Consider the following 25,683-nt stretch of genomic DNA (forward strand, 5'->3'; position numbering starts at 1 on the left):
GGATGACTTTGCGCCCTGCCAGCATCTCGCTTTAAGGGCGCGAAACATCGCTCATTAAAGCTTAGCGAAATCCACCTTAAGCTTATGACTGATATGTTCAGCCTGCTCGGTAGCACTATCAGCCTCGCCAGTCAGGACAAAAGCGATCGCGAAGGCGAAATCAAACGCCGCGCCCAGATCCTGTCCACTCAGCAGATTGCCATCTTTCACTACCGAGGCATTAACGTAAACGCCATCGGTGACACCTTCTGATGACGTCCCAGAACTGACATAGCGACGCCCCCTTAAAAGACCCTGTGGCGCCAGCACTCTGGCCGCTGCGGAGCAGATTGGGCAGACCAGGCGGCCCGCCTCATCATGGCGGCGAATAAAATCTATCACTGCCGCATTTGCCGCCAGATTTTTGCTGCCGTCAGGACCACCCGGCACAATCACCGCATCAAACAGCCTGTCCCGATTCGCCTCCAGCAGCTCATCGGCGACAACCTTCACATGATGATAACTGTTCACTTCGCGATAGGGCTGACAGGCCAGGGTTGTAACCTGAACGCCCAGGCGTGAGAGGATGTCGAGAGTGATAATAGCCTCAGCTTCTTCAAAGCCAGGGGCAAGCAGCAGAGCAACATTCTTATCCATGAAAATTCCTTTTTAATTGGTGTGGATGAAGCAGAGAGCGTTTAATCCTGGTCTGTGCAGGCGCACCCTTTACTGATCCGAATCAAGTCTGAGCAGGGTTTTTAAACGGCAGCGGGCGACACTACCGTGGTGCGTCATGAAGTAAGTGCGCTTAAAACTCTTCCGGCTCGCCCGGCAGTGGCTCGGTCAGTTCCTGCCCCTTTACACCGGCATAGGTAATCACCAGTTCGGCTGGCTCATCCAGGGTGTAACCGCGATGCGCGCTGTTGACCGTCTCATTGAGGGCTTCACCCGCATGGAAGGTGCGCTGTTCGCCGCTCTCTTTATCCTCAACAATCAGGGTGCCGGAAAGAATAAACGCCGCATTCGGCATTGGATGGGTATGCCAGGGCAATGACGTATGGGCAGGTAGTGAGAGCCGCATAACAGTCAGCTCAGGTTCGCCGGTGGGATAGGCCTCAAGAACGTCACCGTTCCAGGCCTGGCTGCTGCGCATCACTTCAACCGCGTTAATTTCGTTATCTTGCTTCGACATGGTTAATCCCTGTTAATAATCAATAGAATGCCAGTAGTGACCGATAAGTAAGCTTAGAAGAAAACTGTGTTGATGCCCGCCTGCGTTTTAATAAGCCTGTTAACAGGAATTTTCCGCAAGCGAACAGAGGGATGAAAACCGGCCATTAGCGGACTGGCTGAATGACTGATTAATTAATGTTCAATATTTGCGTTGTGGTTATAAGATATATTCCTCAGTCAGTACGCAACCTGTGAGTTCTGTATTATCTTTGAAGTCATCAACCACCTGAGGGATTTCTGATAATGAAAGGTCTGTTTACGGCATTACTCGCCAGTTCTGTTCTACTATTATCCGCCTGCTCAAAAGATGACGATAACAAAGTAAAAGTTGCGATTAATACCGGGCCTGATGAAGCAATCTGGCAGGTGGTAAAGCAGGTGGCGAAGGATAAATACAAGCTGGATGTCGAAGTGCTTAACTTCAATGACTATGTGCTGCCAAATGAAGCGCTGAATAACAAAGAAGTTGATGCTAACGCCTTCCAGAGCCTGCCTTATCTGGAATCACAGTCTAAAGAGCGCGGCTATAAGTTTGCGGTAGTGGGTAAAACGTTCGTCTTCCCGATTGCTGCCTATTCGCACAAAATCAAGAACATCAGTGAGCTGCAGAATGGTGCCACTATCACCATCTCTAACGAAGCCACCACGCTGGGACGCAGCCTGCTGCTGCTGCAGGCGCAGGGTCTGATTAAACTTAAACCGGATGTGGGTTATTTACCGACCTCACTGGATATCGTCGAAAATCCAAAAAATCTGAAGCTGGTTGAAGTGGATACACCACAGCTGACCCGCACATTAGACGATCCAAATGTCACTCTGTCGATAATCAATACCAACTTCTCAGCCCAGGCTGGATTATCAGCACACCGCGATGGCTTATTTATGGAAAGTGCCTCATCGCCTTACGTCAATGCGCTGGTATCACGTGAAGATAATAAAGACAGCGATAAAATTCAGAAGCTGAAGTCAGCGCTGCAGTCACCGGAAGTCGCGGCCAAAGCCGAAGAAGTTTACAAGGGTGATGCGATTAAAGGCTGGTAATTCGCCCGATTATCGATCATTAACGATCCAAAAAGGCCGCACTCTGTTGCGGCCTCTTTCATATCTGCACTTTTACCAGCACATCTGCCAGCACTTATACATCCGCGCCAGCCCGCAAGATCACAGGAACGGTTACGCAGCTGCGCCTTTTGGCTGAGCAGAGAGATGCCCTGCCCACAGACTGGCGACCCATTTCACCCCTTTAGACGTAAAGCGTGCCTGAGAGAAAGCGTGCTGATTTTCACCCGTGCCGGTATGCAGCGTAAAGTAGCCGGCCTGCATATGGTAGTGCTGCGGCGTCAGGGTGCCTTTTGCGCGATACATGATGTTGCGCTCCAGCAGAAACTGGCGAAACTCCGGTTCTTTCACTTTCAGCATTTTGCAGAGCTGCCGAAAGCCCAGCGAGTCATCAACCTCAACGAAGTTATCAAAGAACGCCGCCTTGGGTGCCGAGAGAGCCAGTTGCTGCTCCGCCGCCTGACGCTGTTCAAACTGCTCAGCCCAGGCGCGAGCGGCTTCAGCCGGATTGGTAAAGTCAGGCAGATGGGTCGTCTTCTCGCGGTCCTGCCAGCGATCCAGCACTTCTGCAGTGAAGCCTGGCGACAGGCGTGCCACGGCCAGCAGCGAGTCACGCTTGCACAGACGGTACTCCTGACGCACTTCCCCTTCCCGCTCATACTCATTCACGCTGAGCGGCTGGGAGAGACGCTGAGCCGTCTCCAGACTTTTGATTAACCGCTTCACTTCTCCGTGTGTAATACCGGTCATCTGAGCCAGTTCACGACTGCTCATTGTGACCGATTTTTCCAGAGATTTGAGGCTTTCAGTTGAAATCATCATGGGTTCACCCCTCGCTAACGCTACCAATACCCGGCGGGCAGTCGATTAATTATACAAACACCTGTTCAAATATCCAGTATTTTATTTAAGCAATAACGTGACTGGAAGCTGTTACGCAAACAACAGGGTGTGAGGCGGTTTGGCGGGCTGAAGAGTGCGTGCTGAATGCCTTGCAGGAGGCGTTGCGGGCTTTTGCGGCAGCATAAGCGGGTAATCCATCGCTAAGTTATTTACATATAATCACAATGATGGACACAGACTCTTTACATTACAGTATAGTGAAGGCTGTCAGCAGGTTACTGGCCTGCCGGGCGCACTATTTTTGATTCGGGGTGCAGGGGCGCAATCTGGCCCGTTACCACTGAATGTCACCTTTTACTGGAGTAAGTCATGCAGCCGTTGAAAGTCGCCTTTATTAAAGCTAACTGGCACAGCGAAATCGTTTCTCAGGTTCTGACAGGATTCGAACAGGAACTGGAAAGCCGCGGTACCTCATATGAGATTAAGACATGGGATGTTCCGGGCGCTTTTGAAATGCCGCTGCTGGCGCAACGCCTGGCGCAGACCGGCAACTACGATGCGGTTGTCTGTGCAGCACTGGTGGTGGATGGCGGCATCTATCGCCATGATTTCGTCGCGCAGGCTGTGGTAAGTGGTCTGATGCAGGCACAGCTGGCAACCAATGTGCCCGTCTTCTCGGTGTCACTCACGCCGCATAATTTCCAGCCATCGGCCGAGTTTATCGACTTCTATACTCAGCATTTCGTGAAAAAAGGTCAGGAAGCGGCGCGTGCCGTCTGCCAGATTCACGCCCTGGAACTCTGATACGACTGTAACGAATGCTGACAATGCGTTTGCCTGCGCAGTTAAGGAGAGAAAGTTGGAAAATACACGTCCGCCTCTACCGCCATTTACCCTGGCTGCACAGGCGATTGAAAAAGTCCGGCTGGCTGAAGATGGCTGGAACAGCCGGGATGCGGAGCGGGTCGCTCTGGCCTATTCAGCGGACAGTAAATGGCGCAATCGCGATACCTTTCTGACCGGCCGGGCAGAAATTATCGCCTTCCTGCAGCAAAAATGGCAGCGGGAGCGGCAGTATCGGCTGATTAAAGAGTTGTGGAGTTTTGACCAGAACCGGATTGCGGTGCGGTTCGCCTATGAATGGCATGACGAGCAACGGCAGTGGTATCGCTCATATGGCAACGAGAACTGGGCCTTTGATGAGCAGGGTTTAATGCAGCAGCGTTATGCCAGCATCAACGATCTGAAAATCAGTGAAGAACAGCGGCTGTTTCACTGGCCGCAGGGCCGACGCCCTGACGACCATCCTTCACTGAGTGAACTGGGCTTATAGCGCCAGCCCTTCCAGCGGAGAGCGCAGCTCTCCGCCGTCATCCACTCAGCCCTGCTCGTCCTTGTTCTCAACAAAGGTCGCTTTGTTGCGTGTGACCGTATAAGCCACTTTTTTAACATCTTCCGGTGACGTGGTCACTTCTACCGGTGCAATGGTCACCCGACCCATACCAAACAGAGTGGGGACATAGCCACCGACCTGGTGTTTTCCGGCCGGAACATGCAGCAGCATGCTTTCGCCGTTAGGCAATCTGCCGGCGTCTTTACCATCTACAGTCAGGAATACACTGGAGCCATCATCTGCGCGGGTCTTGATGTGTGAGACATCAATCTGCGTCGGGCCAGCAGCAAATTCATCTGGCGCATCGCTGGCGGCATGTTTTGCACAGCCAGTCAGTACAGCAGCAACCGTTACAACGGCGAGACTAAAACGATAACGCATTGGGCACTCTTTCTCCTGATCATCAGAACCCGCTATTTTAGCGATTTAGCGGGAGGATGTAAGGGGGATAAGAGTCGGCATGCTCTTAAAATAGGCTTAAAAGTACCGATTTCCCGGTATATTTGCGTAAAGAATATTTACTGAATAAATACACAGTATTTTTATTGCCTGATCGCAGCGCTTTTAACCTGCTGATCAGCATAAATTTAATCGGAGAATAACAACGAATAAGCGTAGCGTCACAGGCACATAGCGCCGATTTGCCTTAACTCTGCCTCTGTTAATTGGCTGTTATAAGGTTCATAGTGGTGGTTCATCCCCGGTTAATCCCGGCGGCCTTCCCCTCTACAGAGGGCACGATATGCATTCTTATACCACCGATACTGTTTGCGCCATAACCGGCACCCATCCCGCTAACCTGAAGAGCTGGATGAAGCAGGGATTACTGACGCCGCAGCAGTATCAGGAACGCTGGAGTGAGCATCACCTCAGTGAAATCCAGACCCTGGTTGGCTTAACGGCCACTGGCGCGACGCTCGACGAAATCTGGCAAGGTCAGCAGGCTGCTTCGACGGTCACCACCTTTGGCTGGGCGGCGCGCAAAGGTGACCTGCTCTGGCAGCTGGAATATGGCACACCGCTGTCGCTTTCACGTCAGATGCACACGATGTCTAGCCACTATAGCGGTGATGATTTCGTCATTAATCTGCTGCGGCCGCTGAGCGCCTGGCTTTACGCCGATCTCCGTCGGGGAGCGTCACGTCGCCTCAACCGTTTTGAGCAAAGCGTGCAGCAGCAGGCGGATAAAGTCATGCGCGCCTCATCGCGCAAGGAATCTTCTATTCCTCTGTTTCTGGAAGCGGTGAGCGTACTTGATAAAACCGAAATCTGGCTTGAAGCCATTCGTCTTACTGCGATGGGCTTTAATGTCGAGGTTGACTCGCGTGCAACCGGACAGCCAGCCGTTAAAACTGACCTCCATCAGCATCATGTGATGTGGTGTGGTGCCGGCATCAGCCAGCAGATGCAGGACTATTTTGAACAGCAGAGTCTGGATGGTCATCCGGTAATGCTCAGTGGACCTGATTGTAACCTGCAATTTGCCCAATCCAACGCCTCCAGCGCTGCCTGACAGCAGGCAGCGCCTTCTTTACCCCTGTTTTTCCGCGCCAGTAAATAATTTTTTTCGTTAAGAATCTCTTAAGGTGGTTCCGTATACTGGTGCCACAACCCTGACTCATTGACGAGACTAAGATGAAAAAGACCTTACTGACCTTCAGCCTTCTCCTGTTACCACTCACTTTTACTGCTGCTCACGCGGCCTCTGGCCTGACCGGTTGTGCAGCCAAAAAGCAGGAAATTGAGACCCAGCTCTCTTTTGCCCGCCAGCACAATAATACCCATCAGGTTGCCGGCCTTGAAAAAGCGCTGAGCGAAGTAAATCAGAACTGTACCGAAAGCAGTCTGCTAAAGCAGCGTCAGGAAAAAGTGGCAGAGAAAAAGTTGAAGGTACAGGAACGCGAACAGGAATTGGCTAAAGCGAAAGCTGAAGGCCGCAGCGCCAGCAAGATCCAGAAGCGCGAAGATAAACTGGCTGACGCTCGCCAGGAACTGAAAGAAGCCGAGCAGGCTCTGCATCAGTAAAACTCATTCTGGCCAGCCACTGCGCTGGCCCGTTATTCTCCCTTCCCCAGCCCTGACCCTCTCTCCTTTCTAAATACCTGATTAGCCTGCGCTATTAACGTCCAATCCATTACTTTATGTAATCCTTTGATTACTTATTCTCATGCACTTAATTGGTGCAGTAAAGTCAACATGGTTACGATCAATTATTTAACTTTTTGAACGCCCTCAAAGATTTGAAAGATAGCGATATTTCCTGTCCTATGCAGAAATTACGCACTCCACGCGCATCTTTATTCGCCTGCAGGGGGTCAGTAATACTAATCTATTCACTCAGCCTGCCCCAAAACAGGGCATTACGGCGTTGTGGCATGGTTGATGCCACATCTTATTTGTTTCAGGAGTGTTAGATTATGTCGGCGCAATGCAATGCGCTCTCCATCCACGGCTCCACACAATAAATAACTTCATTAAGAAAGGTTTTTTATGGATAAGTTATCTTATGCGTCTGAAAGCAGCACATCTGCCTGGTCCACCTATTTACAGCAAATCGACCGGGTTGCGCCCTATCTGGGCGATCTTTCACGTTGGATAGATACTTTGCGTCATCCAAAACGTGCGTTGATTGTTGATATTCCTCTCCAGATGGATGATGGCTCAATTCGCCATTTCGAAGGCTATCGCGTTCAGCACAACCTTTCTCGCGGCCCAGGAAAAGGCGGTATTCGCTACCATCCGGATGTCGACCTTAATGAAGTGATGGCGCTCTCCGCATGGATGACCATCAAATGTGCGGCGGTTAACCTGCCTTATGGCGGCGCTAAGGGCGGCATCCGCGTTGATCCGTTCAAACTGTCCGACGGAGAACTTGAGCGACTGACCCGCCGTTACACCAGCGAGATCGGCATCATCATCGGGCCGCAAAAAGATATTCCTGCGCCAGACGTCGGGACCAACAGCAAAGTGATGGCGTGGATGATGGATACCTACTCCATGAACCACGGCACAACGATTACCGGCGTTGTCACGGGCAAACCGATTCATCTGGGCGGTTCACTGGGGCGTGAAAAAGCCACTGGTCGCGGCGTGTTTATTACCGGACGCGAAGTGGCACGCCGTGCAGGTATTGAAATTGAAGGCGCACGCGTTGCGGTCCAGGGCTTCGGTAACGTCGGCAGCGAAGCGGCACGCCTGTTTGATGAGGCGGGTGCTCGTGTGGTAGTGATTCAGGATCACACCGCGACGCTGTTTAATGCCGATGGCATCAACATGGCTGCCCTGACCGAATGGCAGATCGCCAATAAGCAGATTGCCGGTTTCCCTGGTGCGCAGAGCATTGATAAAGAGGCGTTCTGGACCACAGGGATGGATATTCTGATCCCGGCGGCACTGGAAGGCCAGATTACCCGTGAGCGAGCTGAAGTCCTGAGTTGCAAAATCGTGCTGGAAGGCGCAAACGGCCCGACCTATCCGGATGCCGATGACATGCTGGCCACCCGCGGCATTATCGTGGTGCCGGACGTGGTCTGTAATGCCGGTGGCGTGACCGTCAGCTACTTCGAGTGGGTTCAGGACATGGCCAGCTTCTTCTGGAGCGAAGATGAGATCAATCGTCGCTCAGACAAGATCATGACGGAAGCGATGGTACACGTCTGGGAAAAGTCGAAGGAGAAAGATTGCTCGCTGCGTACCGCGGCCTATATCGTGGCCTGTGAGCGTATTCTGATGGCGCGTAAAGATCGCGGTATCTACCCGGGTTAATGCCTGTGGCGCTGTTGCCTGCAGCAGCGCCCTTTTCCCTGACTACTTCATCAGCACCTGAAACTTCGGATTAAATTCATCGAAAATCGGTAAAGCGGCGGCGCCGAGAGCGGCTGTATCGCTGCCGGTCATGCCAATTTTTAGTCGCATATCGTTAAGATAGCGTCCGCGCACCGACTGATAAAGCGGCGGCAATCGCTGCACCATCTGCTCCAGCAACGGCGCAGGCATCATCCCGCCAATAATTACCGCCTCAGCATCAAACACCGACTCCAGAATATTGATTGCCTGACGTAACGGCGTCGTCACATTCTCAATCCATGCGGTAAAACGCGCGGGTTCAATCTGCAACAGATCTTCGGGCAGCGCCCGCATTGGATCGAGACCGCAAAATTCATAAGCGGCCTGCAGCGAGACGTAACGCTCGAGGCAGCCCTGATTTCCGCAGTAGCAGTCGCGACCGCCCGGCTCGACCACAATGTGTCCGATTTCGCCCGCATTATGAGCGTGGCCGGTATAGATATGACCATCGGTGAAGATCCCCGCGCCCAGGCCGGTGCCGATATAGAGATAGATAAAGGAGTTCAGGTGGCGCGCTGTGCCGTGAAAGCGTTCGCCTATGGCGGCGACCGTAGCATCATTTTCCAGCGTCACCGGCAGACCGCTAATGGTGGCGAGTTCAGCCTCGATATCGACCTGCTCCCAGCCGTTCAGCGTGGTCGGCCCCACTGATGAAATGCCCTCCACACCAAAAGGCCCTGGCATCACCACGCCAATCCCCAGCACTTTCTGCCACTGAGTACCCAGGAAGGCGCGCATCTCCTCCAGCACGCTGGCAATGCACGCCAGGGTGGCAGCAGGCTGAGGCTTTTGCACCAGAACGAGGCGGCGGAAACGCACTTCACCACTGAGATCGACCAGAACCAGCAGCAGCGTCTGGTGATCAAGATGAATGCCGATCGACCAGGCACTGGTGGGATTGAGCGTAACCGGAATTGAGGGCTGACCACGCCCGCTGCGGCGCGGCTGGCGGCTGGTCAGCAGTTCGGCCTGCTCCAGTTCCGCCACGATATTCGAGACGGTCTGCGGCGTCAGCGCCGTCATGCGGGCCAGTTCGGCACGGGTCAGTTCACCGTGCAGGCGAATGGCTTCAATCACCACACGCCGGTTGTGCGCCCTCGCATGTTCAAGGTTGGTACCCGAGGTTTTCATGTTGTTTTCCATTTCAGCGGGACCCGACAGTATTGGTCTCCGAATGCATTCGGGCAAACAATATCTTTGATGCTGCACGCAATTCTCGTGCATCAGGATAGGCAATTTTGCCATAAAAGCGCAGTCTGAGTTTCAGCGTTGTTACGGCTTTGTTGCTATGCCCTCCGGCACTGTGGCACGCCGTTTGCTTAGATTCAGACAGGTCAGTTCACCCACTGACCAAAATTACGCCCCCGATTAAATCAATCAAATTGATTTAATTAACCGACAGCCTGTTGCTGCACAGTGGAGAAGACCATGTCACAGCGTTACACACCCCAACTAAAAGCCGGTTTTGCCGCCTTACTGATGTTAAGCGCAGGCAGCGCGGCGGCGGCCAGCCAGATCAATGCCCTGTTTATGACCCAGGCGGCTTACAGCGAAAATGATATCCGCGCGATGACGCAAAATTTTCAGAAGCAGCACCCGGATGTCAGCGTCAATCTGGAGTTTGTTCCTTATGAGGCGCTGCACGACAAGATTGTGGCGGCGCGTGGCGCGGGCGGCAATGGCTATGATGTGGTGCTGTTCGATGCCATCTGGCCAGCGGAATTCGCCCGTTTCGATCTGCTGCAGGATGTCAGCGCACGCATTACGCCAGAGGATAAAGAGAAGGTCTTCCCGGGCGCGATGAACACCGTGGTTTACAAAGGTAAAACGCTGGGTATGCCGTGGATCCTCGACACCAAATACCTTTACTACAACAAAGCGATGCTGGCTAAAGCGGGCATCACCACGCCGCCACAGACCTGGCAGCAGGTGCTGGATGACGCGAAGATCATCAAGGATAAAAAGATTGTCACCTGGCCGCTGGTCTGGAGCTGGTCCCAGGCTGAGGCGCTGGTGTGTGACTACACCACGCTTGTTTCAGGCTTTGGTGGTCAGTTCTATCAGAACGGCAAACTTAACTTCTCCAGCCCGGCTTCACTCAAGGCGCTTAACCTGATGAAAAGCTCGCTCGATGAGGGCCTGAGTAACCCGGCGTCGCGTGAATATCTGGAAGAGGATGTGCGTAAATCGTTTTCTAATGGCGATGCGGCTTTCGCGCTGAACTGGACCTACATGTACAACATGGCGAACGATCCGAAGCAGAGCAAAGTGGCGGGCGACGTTGGGATCATGCCTGCGCCCGGCGATGCGCCAGGAAAAGTGGGGGCGGTAAACGGCTCAATGGGGCTGGGGATCACCAAAGGCAGCACCCATGCCAACGAGGCGTGGCAGTACATTCAGTACATGACCTCACAGCCGGTACAGAATCAGTATGCGAAGCTCAGCCTGCCGATCTGGAAATCCTCTTATCAGGATGAAGCAGTGAAAAAGGATCAGGAGAGCCTGATTGCCGCGGCGGACAAATCGCTAAACGTGATGCTGTCACGTCCGGAGACCGCTGACTATTCCCGTCTGTCGAACCAGCTGCAACAGCAGTTACAGCAGGTGTTGCTGGGTAAAGCCCCGGCGCAGGACGCGATGGCGACGGTTGATAAAAGCGCCGCCCGGCTGCGTTAAGGAGTTATGATGCTGAGTTTGCGTCAACGCGAACAGCGTCAGGCATGGGTGCTGCTGGCACCCATGTTGCTGGTGATGCTGCTGTTAACCGCCTGGCCTCTGCTGCGTACCATCTGGCTCAGCTTTACCGATGCTGCGCTGATTGGCAGTGGTGAAACGCCTGCCTGGATTGGGCTGGAAAACTATCTCTATGCGCTTAGCGATCCCGACTTTCGGGCGTCGATCTGGCGCACACTCTATTTCACCCTTGTGTCTGTCACCATTGAAGGAATTATCGGCGTGCTGGTGGCGCTGCTGCTGAATCAGAAATTCATCGGGCGCAACGTTTTGCGGGTGCTGGTGATTCTGCCGTGGGCGCTGCCGACCATCGTCAACGCCATGATGTGGCGGCTCAACTTCAACCCTGATTACGGCAGCATCAACGCCCTGCTCAGCCAGCTCGGCATCATTGACGGCTATCGCAGCTGGCTGGGATCGCCGGAGGCGGCGCTCAACGCGGTGATGTTTGCGGATATCTGGAAAAACTATCCGCTGGTCACCCTGCTGGTGCTGGCGGCGCTGCAGTCGATCCCCGAGGATCTGTTTGAAGCGGCACGACTGGACGGTGCCTCCGCCTGGCGGCGTTTCCGGGCGATTACCTTCCCGGCGATTGTTGCACCGCTCGGCGTCGCGCTGGTGTTACGCACCATCGATGCCTTTAAAATCTTCGACATCATCTACGTGATGACGCGCGGCGGCCCGGTGGACAGCACCAAAACCCTGAGCTTTTTCGTTTATCAGGAGTCGTTCAGCTATCTGCGTGCCGGCAGCGGTGCCGCCTACGCGATACTGATGACCCTGATGTGCGCCCTTCTGATCACGCTCTATCTGCTGATGTTATGGCATCAGCGCCGCCGGAGTACCGCTTATGAAAACTAAACTGCGACGGGTGCTGCGCTACGGGGCTGCGCTGCTGGTCGCCGTCAGCATTCTGGCCCCGATGGGCTGGCTGTTTCTGATGAGCGTCAGTTCTGCCAGCGATCTCTCCCGCGTGCCGCTGGAGTGGCTGCCGCGTCAATGGGATTTCAGCCGCTATCAGGGGCTGATTTCGCTGGCACCAAATCAGCCCGGCAACGTTTTCCTGCACGCGCTGGGTAACAGTTTGCTGGTGGCGACGGTGGCCACAGCGATCTCGCTGCTGCTGGCGATACCCGCGGCGTTCAGCTTCTCACGCTACAGTGGTCGTGATGCCTGGCTTTCCGGCGCTCTGGCAATCTATATGGTGCCGCCCGTGGCGTTTGTGCTGCCGCTCTACTTTCTGCTGCAACAACTGGGGCTGCTCAACACCCGTCCCGGCCTGGTGATGGTCTACTGCTCACTGATCCTGCCGTTTCTGACCTGGATGCTGAAGAACCAGTTCGACTCACTGCCACGTGATATCGAACAGGCAGCACGGCTTGATGGCCTGCGCTTCTGGCAGGTTCTGCTGCGCATTACGCTGCCGCTGGCAAAGCCGGTGCTGGGCGCTGCCGCGCTGTTCGGCTGGCTGCTCGCCTGGGATGAGTTTTTCTACGCGCTGCTGTTCACCAGCAATATTTCGGCACAGACCCTGCCGGTCGCCATTGCCGGTTTTACCGCAGGACGCGCGACCGATGACGGGCTGATCGCGGCAATCGGCATTCTGGCTTCGGTGCCGCCACTGTTTATTGCCATCTGGTTGCAGAAGACGCTGGTCAGCGGTCTCACCAGCGGCGGAAGTAAGGGATAATTATGGTCACTACCCTCACGCCCACCCTCTATGTGGTGGGCAATATAAATGTTGATTTAATCATGAGTACGCTCAGCGACTGGCCGCAGCGCGGCACGGAAGTGATGCTGCAGCACAGCGAGTTACGTCCCGGCGGGTCCGCAGGTAACTGTGCGCTGGCGCTGGAGGCGATGCAGGTGCCGCATCGGGCCATTGCCAATCAGGGCGACGATGGCTTCAGTCACTGGCTCGCCAGTCACTTTCCTCATAGCGCTGCATACTGGCCGCGCTATGCCTGTGAAACCTCGCTGACGGTAGGCGTGACCCATCCCGATAACGAACGCTCGTTTCTCAGCAATCACGGCCATATTACCGTGCTGACCGCGGACGATGTGCTGGCCCAGTTGCCGTCGCAGGCGACGCCGGGCGACATCGTCCTGCTGTGCGGCACCTTTCTCTGTCTGGAACTCTATGATCACTACCCGGCGCTGCTGGCCGCGCTGCAACAGCGTGGCTTCTGTGTCGCCGTGGATACCGGCTGGCCGCCTGCGGGCTGGAGCGATGCGCTTCGCTTACAGATTGGCAACTGGTTAGCGGACTGTGACTGGCTGCTGCTGAATGAGGTGGAAGCGCTGGGCTTATCGGGCGCAGAACTGCTGGATGAAAGCGGTAAACAGCTGGCAGCCCGGCTCAGTGGTCGCGGCGGCTGTGTGATTAAGTGTGGCGCAGAGGGCGCGCGTCTCTGGTCTGCCGCCTCTGTGCAGTATGCTGCTGCCCAGCCGGTAACGGTGGTAGATACCATTGGAGCCGGTGACAGTTTTAATGCCGGTTTTCTTACTGCACTGCTCTATCACCAGCCATCGCACACGGCGCTGCGCTGGGGCATTGAAGTGGCATCACAGGCGATAAGCAGCTCTCCGCGCCGCTATCCCAGCTGGCAACAACTCCAACTATCAAATGAGGTGCGTTGAACATGGCCAGTGTTGAACTTGTACAGGTGGCGAAGCGCTATGGTAAACAGAGCGTGCTGCACCCGCTGGATTTGACTATCCCTGATGGCAGTTTCACTGTGCTGGTCGGCCCCTCCGGCTGCGGCAAATCAACCCTGCTGCGGCTGCTTGCCGGTCTGGATACCGTCTCTGACGGGGCGATCATGCTGGATAAAAAACGCATTAACGATCTCGATCCTGCTGACCGGGATATCGCCATGGTGTTTCAGAGCTATGCGCTCTATCCGCATCTCACCGTCGCGGAGAATCTGGCGTTTCACATGCAGGTGAAAAAGGTGAAGCGCGAGGAGCAAAAAAGCAAAATCGCCCGTATTGCCGGCATTCTCGGCATCGATCAGCTGCTGCAGCGTTATCCAAGAGCGTTGTCGGGTGGACAGCGGCAGCGCGTGGCGATGGGCCGCGCCATGGTGCGCAATCCGCAGGTGTTTCTGTTTGATGAGCCGCTTTCTAATCTTGACGCGCAGTTACGCATGGAGCTACGGGCCGAGATCAAGTCGCTGCATCAGCGTTTCAAAACCACTATGGTCTATGTTACCCACGATCAGGTCGAGGCGATGACGCTGGCGGATCAGATTGTGGTGATGAAAGAAGGGATCATTGTGCAACAGGGTGCACCGCTGGCGATTTATGACCGCCCGGTTAACACCTTCGTGGCGCGGTTTATCGGGTCACCGCCGATGAATCTGCTGGATGCCCGTTTCCAGACACGCGATGGGCTGCCTGGCGTCTGCTGTTGCGAGCAGTGGCTGCCGTTACCGCGTCGCTGGCACAGTGCGGCACAGCAGCAGGCCGATCAGCCGGTCACGCTTGGCGTACGACCCCACGATCTGATTTTTGATGCCAGCGGGCAACCGGCGGCGGTCAATATTGTTGAGATCACCGGCGAATCGACCCTGCTACATCTGAACTGGCAGGGTTTCCCGCTGCATATGCAACTGACAGGCCGCAGCGATGCCGTGCCTGGCGGCACGCTACCGGTGACCGTTAACCCGGATAAAATGCACTTGTTTGATGCCAGCAGCGGTGTGCGGCTGACGGAGCAGTGATAAAAATAAACCCGCCAGCGGCTAATGCCAGTCTGTTAAGCGACAGATGATAACGCAGTCTGGTGCCGGCCTGCTCTGAAACTTCAGCGTGTATTGTTAAAAAGGGCACGAGAATGGAGGCCTGAGCGCCTCTGCTGCTGAAAGGGCTATCCGCAGCGCTGAGGCGTGACGGTGGGCCAGAAGTCCACGCCGGGAAGCGTGGACAGGTCGGGGCCGGCCAGGGAGGGCCGATCCCCGAACGGTTCGTCGGCACGACGTCAAAGCCGAAGGTACCGCGTGAGCGGCGCGAGGACGGCCCGGCAGCAGCAGAGGTGCGCTGGCCCGCACTGCGGCTCGCTCGCCCGAAAAAAAAGCTGCCACGTTTGACCGTGACAGCCTTTACAAATCCAATCTTAACTGATCAGCATTGCGCCAGCGGCGGGTTTTTATTTTGTGAAGCAGAGTCTGGATCAGGAAACATACGCCTGCTTACGCCAGATGAAACTGCTCTACCGTCTGTGACAGCTGCTGCGCCTGATCCTCCAGCGAACTGGCGGCAGCCGACATCTGCTGCACCAGCGCGGCATTCTGCTGGGTGACGCCATCCATTTCATTGACGGCAATCGTTACCTGACTGATGCCACGCGCCTGTTCGCTTGATGCTGTGACAATCTCACCGATAATCCCCTGCACCGAATTCACCGCCTGCATCATCTCCTGCATGGTTTTACCGGCATCGTTTACCAGCCGGACGCCGCTCTCGACCCGCACGCTCGACTCTTCAATCAGTGCGCCGATCTCTTTCACCGCGTTCGCGCTGCGCTGGGCCAGATTACGCACTTCAGAAGCCACCACGGCAAAACCGCGTCCCTGCTCACCGGCACGTGCAGCCTCCACCGCCGCATTCAGCGCCAGAATATTGGTCTGGAAGGCGATGCTGTTGATCATGGTGGTAATGTCGCCGATCTTTTTCGAGCTGTCGTCGATCTGCGCCATGGTCTGCACCACCTCACCCACCAGCGAGGCACCACGACTGGCGATGTGGGTAGCGTTTTCAGTCAGGCTGGTCGCCTGCTGCGCGTTATCGGCATTCAGGCGAATCGTGGCGCTGATCTGCTCCATGCTGGCTGCGGTCTGCTCCAGTGCGGCAGCCTGTTGTTCGGTGCGTGACGCCAGATTGAGGTTTCCGCTGGCAATTTCACCCGCTCCCTGGCGTACTGATTCACTGGAATCTTTAATCTGCCCGACAATCTGCCGGAGCTGGCTTTGCATGGTATTCAGAGCGAAAAAGAGGCTGCTGCGATCGCCGTTTTTCACCACAATCGCGTTATCCAGCTTGCCATCGGCGACGGCCAGCGCAATATGCGCCGCTTCAGCCGGCTCGCCACCAATCGGACGCAGCACTTTACGGCTGAACAGCATGCCCAGCACCGTCCCGACCAGCAGAACGCTCACGACCATCAGGATCACCGCCCACATCAGCTGCCGGTTTGAGGCGGCCATCACCTGACTGACCGGTGCCACCACGCCCAGATACCAGGGTTTGTCACTGTTACCTATCATCACCGGCTGCCAGGTGACTAAAGCGTCTTCACCCAGCACGGCATCAAATCGCTGGACGACTTTTGACGTAAAACCCTCTTTTTCGCCTTTCCAGGGCTTCCCGGCTTCATCTTTCACCGGCGAAGAGACCACATTCCCGCCGTGAGAAAGCAGCAGCGCATAGCCGCTTCCCTGCCAGGGTTTGATCTGATTCACTTTCTGTTGCAGTGATGCCAGTGAAATGTCAGAGGTAACGATCGCCTTTAAGGTGCCCTGATCGATAATCGCGGCGGCGACGGAGGTGAGCAACGTCGGTACGCCGTTATAGGCATAGCTATAGGGTTCGGTGAGCGTATCTTTTTGTGTTTTTTGCGGGATCAGATAGTAATCGCCCTGACCCGGTGTCAGATAGGAGAGCAGCGGATGCATCGAGTAAGTACCTGACGCGTCACGATCGACAAAAAAGGCATAGCGGCCCTGCGGTGCCTGACCTGGCTGTGAAGCGAACTCGGCATCACGGCCATCAAACGCATTCTGTTCAAATATCACTGACATCGACAGATAGTCAGGGTTAGCACGCAGCGCATACTCCATCACCTTATCGGCCGCTTTGCGATCGGTAATGCCGACGTGGGGCAAGGCAATCAGACTTTGTCCGAGGTGACTCGCGACATCACGTGCATGGCTCAATTCCTGCTGCACCTGTAAGGCACGGCTCTGCGCAATCTGCTGCAGATATTGTTCGGCCAGCGCCTTCTGCTCTTTACCGGATTGCCAGCTGAGGACGCCAATCGTCACGGTAAATCCCAGCACTATCGTTAAACCACCCATGATCAGCATCTGGGCACGGGTACTCATTCTTTTCTTATGTGTTAACTGACTGACCATAGTGCTTCCCCTGAAATTTACCTGGCTCAATACCTCCTTGTAGTTATGGTGCTCCTGAGATCATCTATCGGCGGCGTTTTTTTGAACTTTAATGGCCATTTCCCCGCCGTGATGGGGGTCTCACAGCGCGTGATTACGGGAAGTTGATCGCAAAGGGATTATCGCGCTGCGAATGAACGGCCTTTTTTTGATCTGCAACAATACTGGTGCCCGCCATTACTGTCAGTTTATGTCAACAGTTGCTGTAGCCCCCTTATCGCAGTGGAGATAGAACAATGATCGGTAAATCAGGATTAGCTGTTGGGATGGTTGTCTGGCTGGCGTATGTCGCCTGGATCGTTCACTACTATTCAGACACCTTTATGCAGTTCTCCCGCTAAGCAAACAGGACCTTCGGGTCCTTTTTTTTGCCCTCACTTCAGCTGGGTTGGCCTGTGAGCCAAATATTCGCTATTATCGACTCATTCTGTGAGCCGAATAACCTCCTTTATTCGGCTCATCCACCCTTAGCGTGAGCCGATTATGAGCGTTACCTGGATCTGGCAACAGCCGGACTGGCCCCATTTTCAGTGGCAGGACGCCGTGCTGTTACCGCGCCTGCGCCATCTGCAGCAGCAGCGCGGATTGCTGCTGGGCCGTGCCAGCCTGCATTCAGACAGTGAAACCCAGACGCTGGATACCCTGCTCAGCAATATCCTCTCCTCTTCCGCGATTGAAGAGGAGCGGGTCAACGTGCAATCGGTCCGCTCATCGCTGGCGCGTCGGTTAGGCGTGACGGAAGAGCAGCCCTATCCGGTCTCCGATCGTTCAGAAGGCCTGGCTGCCATGATGCTCGATGCCATCAACAACCGCAGCCAGCCGCTGACGCCTGAGCGTCTCTGTCAGTGGCATCGCTGGCTTTTCCCTGCCGATGAGTGGACGGTGCAGCGCCTGAGCGTCGGCACGCTGCGCGGCAGTGAGCCGATGCAGGTCATCTCAGGTCGCATCGATCGTCCCACGGTGCATTTTGAAGCGCCGCCGCGACAGGGACTGGAGCCGCAGCTGGCGCAGTTTATTGAGTGGTTCAACAGCAGTCAGCATGATGTGATGCTGGACCCGTTGCTGCGCGCCGCCATCTGCCACCTCTGGTTTGTCACCCTGCACCCTTTTGATGATGGTAATGGTCGTATCACGCGTGCGTTAACCGATCTGGCGCTGGCGCAGGCCGACAGTCAGAGCATCCGGCTGTATGCCATGTCACCCGCCATTCTGACGCAGCGTGCCGGTTATTACCGCATCCTTGAGCAGACGCAGAAAGGCGGCCTGGATATCACTCACTGGCTGGTGTGGTTTCTTGATATCCTGGATGAGAGTCTGCAACAGGCGATGAACGTCATCGATCGCACTCAGATGAAAGCGCGTTTCTGGCTGCGGCATCAGGGGATGGGATTGAGTCCGGAACAGGTGAAAGTGTTGAACCGGCTGCTGGATGGCGGCGAGCAGGGTTTCGAACTGGGGATCAGCGCCAGTCAGTACCAGAAGGTCGCCAAAGTGAGTAAAGCCACCGCGACCCGTCATCTGACCGATCTGGTTGAAAAAGGCTGCCTTTACCGGCTCGAAGGCGGAGGCAGGAGTACCCGCTATCAGGTTAACACCCACGAGACGCCCTGAGCCGGGCTGTTTTGACTGCTAACCGGGAGTACATCGCGATCGTTGTGATGTACTCCTGAGTGCGGGAATTACTCTTTAAGTGAAGCCCCGTTGGTCGCAATGACCTCTTTATACCAATAAAAGCTTTTCTTCCGGCTGCGGGCCAGCGAACCTTCACCAGTATCATCGCGGTCAACATAAATAAAACCGTAACGCTTAGACAATTCGGCTTTTGATGCGCTGACAAGATCGATAGGTCCCCAGCTGGTATAACCCATGACCTCCACGCCATCGTCAATGGCCTCACGCACCTGAACCAGATGATCGTTGAGGTAGCTGATGCGATAATCATCCTGCACGACACCCGTTGCATCCGGTATATCTTTGGCGCCCAGTCCGTTCTCAACAATAAACAGCGGCTTCTGATAACGATCCCACAGCAGATTCAGTAAGGTCCGCAAGCCCACCGGGTCAATCTGCCAGCCCCATTCAGAACTCTGCAGGTGAGGATTGGGCACCATGCTCAGAATGTTACCCCGCATCTGCTGATTCAGTGCTTCATCGGCGGTCACGCAGCCGGACATGTAATAGCTGAACGAGATAAAATCGACGGTCGACTGGAGTATCTGACGATCGGCATCCGTGATATCCAGCTGAATATTATTCTCACGAAAGAACCGCAACATATAGCCCGGATAAACACCACGGCACTGAACATCGCCAAAAAATTGCCATTTCCGGTTCTCCTGCAGCGCTTCCAGCACATCATCAGGCTTACAACTGAGTGGATAGACCAGCCCTCCCAGCAGCATATTGCCAATGCTGGCGTCCGGGTTAATCTCGCGGCAGGCTTTCACCGCCAGCGCACTGGCGACCAGTTGATGATGAATTGCCTGATACACCTCAGCTTTGCTGCTGGTTTCCGGCAGACCCACACCGGTCATCGGCGCGTGAAGCGACATGTTAATTTCGTTAAAGGTCAGCCAGAGTCTGACTTTCTGCCGGTAGCGGGCAAACACCGTACGGGCATAATGCTCAAAGAAGCCAATCACCTGGCGGTTACCCCAGCCACCATACTGCTTCACCAGGTGCCAGGGCATCTCATAATGTGACAACGTAACAAGTGGAGTAATGTGATGTGCGGCAAGCTCATCGAATAACCGGTCATAAAAGGCCAGACCGGCCTCGTTAGGTTGTTGCTCGTCACCGTTCGGAAAGATGCGCGTCCATGCGATTGAAACCCGCAGACAGCTGAACCCCATCTCTGCAAACAGCCTGATATCGTCCGGATAGCGGTGGTAAAAGTCGATCGCGATGTCTTTGAGGCTTCGGCTGCCCTCAACGCGCTCCGATACCGGGCCAAAGATTCCCTGTGGCTGAACGTCTGAGGTTGAGAGGCCTTTGCCCTCTTCACGCCATGCGCCTTCAACCTGATTAGCGGCAACAGCACCGCCCCATAAAAATGAATCCGGGAAAGTTTTCATCCTGTTCTCCTTTTATTGACGAGTGACGCTGAGTAAAGGCGTACCTGCAGTGACCGCGGTCCCTGCCACAGTCATCACCTCAGGATACTCATCGCTGTTAGTGATAATGATCGGTGTTGCCAGGTCATATCCGGCATCAAGAATGGCCTGACGATCGAACTCCAGCAGCAGATCGCCGGCCCTGAATGTGTCGCCCACTTGTACATGTGCCGTGAAAGGTTTGCCGTCGAGCCTGACGGTATCGATACCCACATGGATCAACAGCTCAATCCCGCTGTGACTCAGCAGTCCTATGGCGTGTCGGGTCTGAAACAGGGAGGCCACCTCACCCGCAAAAGGCGCAATCACTTTGTTGTCGGAAGGGATGATGGCCACACCCTGTCCCAGCAGGCCACTGGCGAAGGTTGGATCGGGAATCTGACCAAGCCCCAAAACGGTGCCTGTCATCGGTGACAGAATGTCATCTTCGCCAGGGGTAATCGGGAGCGCTGCGTCTGGCGCCGTGTTTCGGGGCATACCGGCTACCAGCGTCATGCCGCAACCCAGTATCAGCCCGAGTAGCGTCCCGGCAATACCGCCCCATAACGTGGAATCCACACCGCCAGGTGGGATCATCTGTGCGATGGTAAAGATGTTGGCAAAACCAAATGAATAAACGTGGGTGCTGCTGAGGCCGACAATGGCACCGCCAATAGCGCCCGCCACGCAGCCAAAGATAAAGGGACGGCGCAGCGGCAGATTAACGCCATAGACAGCCGGTTCAGTGATACCAAAGATCCCTGCGGTCACGGATGAACCCGCCAGCATCTTCTGTCGTGCATCCCGACTGCGCAGAAACACCCCCAACGCCGCGCCAACCTGGCCCATGACAGCAGGCAACAGCATAGGCAGCATTGAGTCATGCCCCAGTACGGCAAGATTGTTGATCATCAGTGGCACCAGTCCCCAGTGCAAACCAAAAATCACACAGACCTGCCACAACGCGCCCAGGGCGGCACCAGCCAGCCAGGGTGCCAGCGCATAAATCCACTGGTAGCCGTTCGCCAGTATCTGACTTAAGCCCGTGGCCAGTGGGCCAATCACCAGGAAGGTCAGCGGCACGGTGACGCTCAGGCAGATTAATGGCGCAAAGAAGTTTTTCATGGAGGCGGGAAGTCGCCGGCTGCTCTGTTTTTCCAGCCAGCAACTTACCCAGGCAGCGAGAATAATCGGGATAACCGACGCACTGTAATTAAACCAGGTTACAGGGATGCCGAGAAACGCGTCCGTCATTTCACCGGATTGCTGGCTGGCATTAAAAGCTGCAATCATCGTCGGGTGGGTCAGCGCCCCGCCAATCACCATGGTAATAAAGGGATTGCCGCCAAATTTCTTCCCGGCGGTGTAGCCCAGCACCAGAGGAAAGAAGAAAAACAGGGCATCACTGGCTGCAAACCAGATTTTATACGTTCCACTTTCAACAGAAAGCCAGCCACAGACCACGGCCAGCGCCAGTAAACCTTTTAGGATCCCGGAGGCGGCGAGAATGCCGATAAACGGGGTAAAAATGCCTGACACAATGTCGATCAGATGGTTGAAAACATTACCCCCGGTCTTTTCCCCTTCTGTTGCTGCAGAAAGCTCATCAGCCAGCCCAGCTTCACTACGCACAGCCTGCCAGACATCATGAACGTGGTTGCCAATCACCACCTGAAACTGCCCGCCGCTTTCAACGACCATAATAACGCCCGGATTTTTCTTTAGCCCTTCAGCATCGGCTTTATGGTTGTCTTTCAGTTTGAAGCGTAACCGGGTGGCACAATGAACCAGACTAACGATGTTCTCCCGGCCACCAATATGGCTGAGGATATCCTGCGCCAGCGTGTGATATTCCATCTCGATTTCCTTACAACCGATGCCTGCGGACATCAGTTAACTGAGCCAAAAATGAAAAAAACCTGAGAACGTCCTCCTTTCAGAGGCCGCGCTCAGGTTTTGCCTGCGTAAAGCAGTAACAATCCGGTTTATGGAGCTTATTGCCCCTCTTTTCTCACCCGTTCGATGTTAATGGCGAGAAACATGATCTCTTCTGCGGTCAGATCACGCTGATAGCTTTGTTGCAGATGCTGCGCGATTTTCACCGCACATTTCCAGGCTTTGGGATAGTTATCTTTTACTGCTGTATGCAGCGATACATCGTCATCGTCCACCACGGTACGCGTCAGCATCCGCTGAGCAAAAAACTTCAGATGAGTGACAAAACGCTGGTAACTCAGCGACGATTCGATGTACTCCAGCTGCAGTTGATACTTCACCAGTTGCAGAATCTCCTGCATAACCCGGGTGACATGCATCACTTCCGGCATTTCATTATTGAGCTGCGCCGTCACCAGATGTAGCGCGATAAAGCCGGCTTCATCCTCCGCCAGTTCGACATTCAGACGACGTGAAATGATAGCCCTGGCCTCCTGACCCAGTTCGAACTCTTTGGGGTAGAGGCGTTTGATATCCCATAGCAACACATTTTTAATTGCCAGACCTTTTTTCTGCCTTTCAATGGCAAAGTAGCAGTGGTCGGTCAACGTGATATACAAGCTCTCCTGCAATGTCCCCAGACGTTGTGTTGCCAGATCAATAATGCGGTCGCAGGTGGTCATCACTTCAGGAGGGATCTGGTGTAACAACTCCTCCAGACGACGTACCAGCAGATCACTTTGCAGCGCAAATACCTTCTCAATGTGCGCAGCGTTGAGACTGTCACCGATGCGCTTCTGGAAAGCCAGTCCACGCCCCATCACGACCTGTTCGCGTCCCTGCTCATCCTGAACCATCACCACGTTGTTATTAAGAATTTTGGCGATTTTCATCGGAACCCCAGAAACAAAAAAACCTGACATCCGACAGAGGCCAGAAGTCAGGTTTTGCCTGCCTAAGCAGTAACAATCCAGTTCGGGAACTCTATCAGTTTTAGTCGTGACCTCAATCTGTCAGGGCAAAAAGCGTGACAGCGATCGAAATCCTCTTATTAACTTAAAAAGTGACTACCGTGTTGAGTTCAGTCACCCAGGCATCCTGCGTGTGGCGATACCCGCCGGACGAGACCAGTATTAAAGCCGGGGGTGCGGTTCCGGGCAGCAAAAGGGGTATGACGCTCAGTGGAATGAAAACTCACGTTATGGGAGGAAGATAGTCATGCGAGGAAGGTCGTCTGAAAAATCGGCTAATGGACTGCAGTGTTCATTAACTGCCATTTAGCGATTAAAAACACACCGCTTTGAACGCTTTTGTCACTGATCACAATGTTTTGATTTATCGGACGAAAAGTTTTTAATGTGTGAAATCGTTCTGTTGATCGTCAGAGCCCGTTATGCAGGGTAAAAGAGTGGAAGGAAGACTATCTGTAAAGAAGTTAGCAGGAGAACAGCTCAAACCGCTATTCAGAAACAGCAACGCCGGAAGGTTCGCTTCCGGCGCTGTTGAGATTACGCGGCTTTAACGGCGCGCACTTTCTTTGCAGCAGGCTCTTCCTGCGGCTCATCCGCGCTATCGTCTGAGACAGCTTCTGGCTGAGAGACGGGTGCTGCTGCCGCTTCCGGCAGTTTGCTGGTGCGCAGAATATGCTGAACCGCATCTTTTTGCTCTGCAATCAGCAGGCCCAGCGTTTCTGCCTGAGATTCATCCAGTGCAGGTTGATGCTGTAACAGCCAGTCGGTGAAGGCTTCGGCCATATCGAGCATTTTGTCGTAGGCATCGGCCTCTTTCTTATTGGCAAACGTCATCTTCTCTTCACCCTTTCTGACTACTACAAATTTTGTTTCAACAGCCATCTTTTCGCCCTCAGGTACTGTGTATACATACAGTATATCATGCCGATCCTGCTTTGCCAGCAGAGAATAGAGTTTATCGGTTGTGCACGGGCTAACCTTAACCTGGCACAGGCTTTTTTCATTTTTCCTGACGCATTCTCCGCCGCGAGGGCCGGCGGCTACACCAGCAGCTCTTCAAGAAACATCGCCAATGCCTTACGGGGATCGTCCTCTTCCGAGACGATCACCTCAATCCCCCACTGCCCCAGCACCTCTTTGGCCACCGGGTTGTTCCGGTTAGTGAACAGGTACGATTTTGGCCGGGCGGTTGCCAGCCCGGTGCGGCCCCACATCTTGGTCAGACGGTAAAACAGCAGGCGAATATTGAAATCACTGATGCTGTAGCCGACAAACAGTACTGAGTTGCCCATCACATCGTGAGTCAGTTTAATGTCGAGCGGCGAATCAAAATAGAGGCGTTCAAAATAGCTGCTCTCATCGAGCACGATTGAGGTGTCATCATCAAAATCACCGTGCAGCTTGATGATGTGACGCTTATCTTCGGTGAGAGAGACCAGGTCCGCGGCGTTGGCCACTTTGTAATAGGGTACGCCGTGCGCTTCATGCGCCGCTTCCAGCCAGCGATCGTAATTGGTGGTGTAGATACGCGAAAAGTTACCCTGGGTAATCATGGTATGAATTTCAGAAGAGCGGACATCAATATCGGGGCGATGCCATTCGCGATCCATCCAGCTGCGCAGCGGGCCAAGCGAACCTTTTTTCTGTTTGTAATACTCCGCCAGCGACAGGTGCGTGCCATAGGTATTAAAGATTTTTGGATCGTAACCCAGCTCATTAGCAAGATGCGCAATCAGTTCATGCCACTCGGGCAGGCCAAAATTGCGCGAAATACCGGCACCGGCAAACAGAATCAGTTTGCCGGAATCATAGGCGCGTTTGAGTTCAGGTTTCATGCCATGCCCCGCGAGGTTTTTAAAAAGGTGGCGAAGCGATCCAGCGCGATGCGCCGCATCGAGATCTCATTCTTGAGTTCGCCCATTTCAGCAAACGTCTGCTCATAGCCTTCGGGAATAAAGACGCAGTCCCACTGGAAGCCACGCGTTCCGGCAGGTTTCGCGGCGATGGTGCCGCGCAGTTCACCCGAAAACTGGTACATTTTGCGACCATCGCAGTAGCCCAGCACCGTTTTGGCCGTCACGGCCTGGCTGTCGAGCCCCTGCACCAGCGCGGTAAAGCGCTCAGCGTCCAGGCGGTTCCAGAAGATGCGGGTCAGACCGGCGGGCAGGCCATTGAGGCCATCCAGATAGAGGCCGGTATGCTCTACAAATAGCGGTCGCCCAATCAGCGAAAAGGCTTTGGTCAGTTTGTCGCGTACCAGGTCGAGTTCGTTTTCAGTCTGAATTTCTTCGATGCGACGGGCGATGGGCAGAACTTCGACCCCGACAGGTTCGAGTATTTTGCGCACCTCCGCCAGCTTTTGCTCATTGGCAGAAAGGAATCTGATTTTCATGGGGCTTCCAGGTCAATTACTCCGCCACGCAGTG

At 54.5% G+C, this 25,683-nt stretch carries 24 protein-coding genes; 12 read left to right on the forward strand and 12 right to left on the reverse strand.

Annotated elements, in window-relative coordinates; all coding sequences use genetic code 11:
- Positions 1-54: 54 nt before the first annotated feature.
- A complete protein-coding gene (locus NR195_RS00255) occupies positions 55-636 on the reverse strand; it encodes a DJ-1/PfpI family protein (RefSeq protein ID WP_256843846.1) in 582 nt (193 codons plus the stop codon).
- Between the two features lie 151 nt (positions 637-787).
- The gene (locus NR195_RS00260) at positions 788-1,171 is read right to left on the reverse strand and encodes a cupin domain-containing protein (protein WP_010670360.1); all 384 of its coding nucleotides are present in this window, start codon (positions 1,169-1,171) and stop codon (positions 788-790) included.
- Between the two features lie 284 nt (positions 1,172-1,455).
- Between NR195_RS00260 and NR195_RS00265 the strand changes: the two genes are divergently transcribed.
- A complete protein-coding gene (locus tag NR195_RS00265) occupies positions 1,456-2,253 on the forward strand; it encodes a MetQ/NlpA family ABC transporter substrate-binding protein (RefSeq protein ID WP_187506797.1) in 798 nt (265 codons plus the stop codon).
- A 132-nt stretch (positions 2,254-2,385) separates the two neighbouring features.
- Here the strand turns inward: NR195_RS00265 and NR195_RS00270 are convergent, their stop codons facing one another.
- Complete coding sequence (locus tag NR195_RS00270) at positions 2,386-3,093, reverse strand: phage antirepressor KilAC domain-containing protein (protein ID WP_256843847.1); 708 nt, start codon at positions 3,091-3,093, stop codon at positions 2,386-2,388.
- Between the two features lie 390 nt (positions 3,094-3,483).
- Here NR195_RS00270 and NR195_RS00275 point away from each other — a divergent pair, with 390 nt between their 5' ends.
- Together NR195_RS00275 and NR195_RS00280 are read left to right on the forward strand one after the other, a co-directional pair.
- On the forward strand, positions 3,484-3,918 hold the full coding sequence (locus tag NR195_RS00275; RefSeq protein WP_033768985.1) for a 6,7-dimethyl-8-ribityllumazine synthase: 435 nt from the start codon (positions 3,484-3,486) through the stop codon (positions 3,916-3,918).
- 55 nt (positions 3,919-3,973) lie between these two features.
- The gene (locus NR195_RS00280; protein WP_256843848.1) at positions 3,974-4,447 is read left to right on the forward strand and encodes a nuclear transport factor 2 family protein; all 474 of its coding nucleotides are present in this window, start codon (positions 3,974-3,976) and stop codon (positions 4,445-4,447) included.
- Between the two features lie 45 nt (positions 4,448-4,492).
- Here NR195_RS00280 and NR195_RS00285 read toward each other — a convergent pair whose 3' ends face one another.
- Complete coding sequence (locus NR195_RS00285) at positions 4,493-4,888, reverse strand: hypothetical protein (protein WP_010247102.1); 396 nt, start codon at positions 4,886-4,888, stop codon at positions 4,493-4,495.
- Positions 4,889-5,249: 361 nt separating this feature from the next.
- Here NR195_RS00285 and NR195_RS00290 point away from each other — a divergent pair, with 361 nt between their 5' ends.
- The 3 genes from NR195_RS00290 to NR195_RS00300 all read left to right on the forward strand — a co-directional run bounded on the left by NR195_RS00290 (position 5,250) and on the right by NR195_RS00300 (position 8,272).
- Positions 5,250-6,020 (forward strand): MerR family transcriptional regulator, encoded by a 771-nt coding sequence (locus NR195_RS00290; protein ID WP_256843849.1) that lies wholly within the window; start codon positions 5,250-5,252, stop codon positions 6,018-6,020.
- Between the two features lie 122 nt (positions 6,021-6,142).
- A complete protein-coding gene (locus NR195_RS00295) occupies positions 6,143-6,532 on the forward strand; it encodes a DUF1090 domain-containing protein (protein ID WP_010247098.1) in 390 nt (129 codons plus the stop codon).
- A gap of 465 nt (positions 6,533-6,997) precedes the next feature.
- Positions 6,998-8,272: a Glu/Leu/Phe/Val dehydrogenase gene (locus NR195_RS00300; protein WP_010247095.1), complete on the forward strand. Its 1,275-nt coding sequence runs from the start codon at positions 6,998-7,000 to the stop codon at positions 8,270-8,272.
- 42 nt (positions 8,273-8,314) lie between these two features.
- On the opposite strand, the gene NR195_RS00305 is transcribed toward NR195_RS00300, so the two are convergent.
- On the reverse strand, positions 8,315-9,484 hold the full coding sequence (locus tag NR195_RS00305) for an ROK family transcriptional regulator (RefSeq protein ID WP_010247093.1): 1,170 nt from the start codon (positions 9,482-9,484) through the stop codon (positions 8,315-8,317).
- A gap of 297 nt (positions 9,485-9,781) precedes the next feature.
- Between NR195_RS00305 and NR195_RS00310 the strand changes: the two genes are divergently transcribed.
- The 5 genes from NR195_RS00310 to NR195_RS00330 are packed head-to-tail and all read left to right on the forward strand — an operon-like array spanning position 9,782 to position 14,811.
- Positions 9,782-11,029: an extracellular solute-binding protein gene (locus tag NR195_RS00310; RefSeq protein WP_010247091.1), complete on the forward strand. Its 1,248-nt coding sequence runs from the start codon at positions 9,782-9,784 to the stop codon at positions 11,027-11,029.
- A 9-nt stretch (positions 11,030-11,038) separates the two neighbouring features.
- Entirely contained in the window at positions 11,039-11,947 is a 909-nt protein-coding gene (locus tag NR195_RS00315; RefSeq protein WP_061703478.1) for a carbohydrate ABC transporter permease, read from the forward strand.
- A complete protein-coding gene (locus NR195_RS00320) occupies positions 11,937-12,776 on the forward strand; it encodes a carbohydrate ABC transporter permease (protein ID WP_022624335.1) in 840 nt (279 codons plus the stop codon). Before NR195_RS00315 ends, NR195_RS00320 begins: the two co-directional genes overlap by 11 nt.
- A gap of 2 nt (positions 12,777-12,778) precedes the next feature.
- Entirely contained in the window at positions 12,779-13,726 is a 948-nt protein-coding gene (locus NR195_RS00325) for a carbohydrate kinase family protein (protein ID WP_033768974.1), read from the forward strand.
- Between the two features lie 2 nt (positions 13,727-13,728).
- Positions 13,729-14,811, forward strand: a complete 1,083-nt coding sequence (locus tag NR195_RS00330) for an ABC transporter ATP-binding protein (protein WP_187506795.1) — start codon at positions 13,729-13,731, stop codon at positions 14,809-14,811.
- Positions 14,812-15,279: 468 nt separating this feature from the next.
- Here the strand turns inward: NR195_RS00330 and NR195_RS00335 are convergent, their stop codons facing one another.
- A complete protein-coding gene (locus NR195_RS00335; RefSeq protein ID WP_187506794.1) occupies positions 15,280-17,220 on the reverse strand; it encodes a methyl-accepting chemotaxis protein in 1,941 nt (646 codons plus the stop codon).
- Between the two features lie 522 nt (positions 17,221-17,742).
- On the opposite strand from NR195_RS00335, the gene NR195_RS00340 reads away from it, so the two are divergent.
- Positions 17,743-18,870, forward strand: coding sequence for a Fic family protein (locus NR195_RS00340; RefSeq protein WP_191924040.1), 1,128 nt, complete (start codon positions 17,743-17,745; stop codon positions 18,868-18,870).
- A 68-nt stretch (positions 18,871-18,938) separates the two neighbouring features.
- Here the strand turns inward: NR195_RS00340 and NR195_RS00345 are convergent, their stop codons facing one another.
- From NR195_RS00345 to NR195_RS00370, 6 genes are all read right to left on the reverse strand, one after another.
- A complete protein-coding gene (locus tag NR195_RS00345; RefSeq protein WP_191924041.1) occupies positions 18,939-20,333 on the reverse strand; it encodes a glycoside hydrolase family 1 protein in 1,395 nt (464 codons plus the stop codon).
- 12 nt (positions 20,334-20,345) lie between these two features.
- Positions 20,346-22,208: a PTS beta-glucoside transporter subunit IIABC gene (gene bglF, locus NR195_RS00350; RefSeq protein ID WP_256843850.1), complete on the reverse strand. Its 1,863-nt coding sequence runs from the start codon at positions 22,206-22,208 to the stop codon at positions 20,346-20,348.
- A gap of 137 nt (positions 22,209-22,345) precedes the next feature.
- A complete protein-coding gene (gene licT, locus NR195_RS00355; protein WP_010247080.1) occupies positions 22,346-23,179 on the reverse strand; it encodes a BglG family transcription antiterminator LicT in 834 nt (277 codons plus the stop codon).
- A 615-nt stretch (positions 23,180-23,794) separates the two neighbouring features.
- Positions 23,795-24,139 (reverse strand): YebG family protein, encoded by a 345-nt coding sequence (locus tag NR195_RS00360; protein WP_022624344.1) that lies wholly within the window; start codon positions 24,137-24,139, stop codon positions 23,795-23,797.
- A 158-nt stretch (positions 24,140-24,297) separates the two neighbouring features.
- Complete coding sequence (locus NR195_RS00365) at positions 24,298-25,092, reverse strand: SIR2 family protein (protein WP_010247078.1); 795 nt, start codon at positions 25,090-25,092, stop codon at positions 24,298-24,300.
- Positions 25,089-25,649, reverse strand: coding sequence for a non-canonical purine NTP pyrophosphatase (locus NR195_RS00370; protein WP_010247077.1), 561 nt, complete (start codon positions 25,647-25,649; stop codon positions 25,089-25,091). The genes NR195_RS00365 and NR195_RS00370 overlap by 4 nt, the downstream gene beginning before the upstream one ends.
- Between the last annotated feature and the right edge of the window lie 34 nt (positions 25,650-25,683).

The organism is Pantoea sp. Ft-CA_14, assembly GCF_024520875.1.
Lineage (GTDB): Bacteria > Pseudomonadota > Gammaproteobacteria > Enterobacterales > Enterobacteriaceae > Pantoea > Pantoea agglomerans.

What these genes read in the sequence shown, in the direction of transcription:
- NR195_RS00310 (WP_010247091.1), top strand. Translation starts at nt 9,782, where the DNA reads ATGTCACAGCGTTACACACCCCAACTAAAAGCCGGTTTTGCCGCCTTA.
- NR195_RS00285 (WP_010247102.1), bottom strand. Translation starts at nt 4,888, where the DNA reads ATGCGTTATCGTTTTAGTCTCGCCGTTGTAACGGTTGCTGCTGTACTG.
- NR195_RS00270 (WP_256843847.1), bottom strand. Translation starts at nt 3,093, where the DNA reads ATGATGATTTCAACTGAAAGCCTCAAATCTCTGGAAAAATCGGTCACA.
- NR195_RS00315 (WP_061703478.1), top strand. Translation starts at nt 11,039, where the DNA reads ATGCTGAGTTTGCGTCAACGCGAACAGCGTCAGGCATGGGTGCTGCTG.
- NR195_RS00345 (WP_191924041.1), bottom strand. Translation starts at nt 20,333, where the DNA reads ATGAAAACTTTCCCGGATTCATTTTTATGGGGCGGTGCTGTTGCCGCT.
- NR195_RS00275 (WP_033768985.1), top strand. Translation starts at nt 3,484, where the DNA reads ATGCAGCCGTTGAAAGTCGCCTTTATTAAAGCTAACTGGCACAGCGAA.
- NR195_RS00330 (WP_187506795.1), top strand. Translation starts at nt 13,729, where the DNA reads ATGGCCAGTGTTGAACTTGTACAGGTGGCGAAGCGCTATGGTAAACAG.
- NR195_RS00260 (WP_010670360.1), bottom strand. Translation starts at nt 1,171, where the DNA reads ATGTCGAAGCAAGATAACGAAATTAACGCGGTTGAAGTGATGCGCAGC.
- NR195_RS00365 (WP_010247078.1), bottom strand. Translation starts at nt 25,092, where the DNA reads ATGAAACCTGAACTCAAACGCGCCTATGATTCCGGCAAACTGATTCTG.
- NR195_RS00255 (WP_256843846.1), bottom strand. Translation starts at nt 636, where the DNA reads ATGGATAAGAATGTTGCTCTGCTGCTTGCCCCTGGCTTTGAAGAAGCT.
- NR195_RS00295 (WP_010247098.1), top strand. Translation starts at nt 6,143, where the DNA reads ATGAAAAAGACCTTACTGACCTTCAGCCTTCTCCTGTTACCACTCACT.
- NR195_RS00265 (WP_187506797.1), top strand. Translation starts at nt 1,456, where the DNA reads ATGAAAGGTCTGTTTACGGCATTACTCGCCAGTTCTGTTCTACTATTA.
- NR195_RS00305 (WP_010247093.1), bottom strand. Translation starts at nt 9,484, where the DNA reads ATGAAAACCTCGGGTACCAACCTTGAACATGCGAGGGCGCACAACCGG.
- licT (WP_010247080.1), bottom strand. Translation starts at nt 23,179, where the DNA reads ATGAAAATCGCCAAAATTCTTAATAACAACGTGGTGATGGTTCAGGAT.
- NR195_RS00360 (WP_022624344.1), bottom strand. Translation starts at nt 24,139, where the DNA reads ATGGCTGTTGAAACAAAATTTGTAGTAGTCAGAAAGGGTGAAGAGAAG.
- NR195_RS00290 (WP_256843849.1), top strand. Translation starts at nt 5,250, where the DNA reads ATGCATTCTTATACCACCGATACTGTTTGCGCCATAACCGGCACCCAT.
- bglF (WP_256843850.1), bottom strand. Translation starts at nt 22,208, where the DNA reads ATGGAATATCACACGCTGGCGCAGGATATCCTCAGCCATATTGGTGGC.
- NR195_RS00320 (WP_022624335.1), top strand. Translation starts at nt 11,937, where the DNA reads ATGAAAACTAAACTGCGACGGGTGCTGCGCTACGGGGCTGCGCTGCTG.
- NR195_RS00335 (WP_187506794.1), bottom strand. Translation starts at nt 17,220, where the DNA reads ATGGTCAGTCAGTTAACACATAAGAAAAGAATGAGTACCCGTGCCCAG.
- NR195_RS00300 (WP_010247095.1), top strand. Translation starts at nt 6,998, where the DNA reads ATGGATAAGTTATCTTATGCGTCTGAAAGCAGCACATCTGCCTGGTCC.
- NR195_RS00325 (WP_033768974.1), top strand. Translation starts at nt 12,779, where the DNA reads ATGGTCACTACCCTCACGCCCACCCTCTATGTGGTGGGCAATATAAAT.
- NR195_RS00340 (WP_191924040.1), top strand. Translation starts at nt 17,743, where the DNA reads ATGAGCGTTACCTGGATCTGGCAACAGCCGGACTGGCCCCATTTTCAG.
- NR195_RS00370 (WP_010247077.1), bottom strand. Translation starts at nt 25,649, where the DNA reads ATGAAAATCAGATTCCTTTCTGCCAATGAGCAAAAGCTGGCGGAGGTG.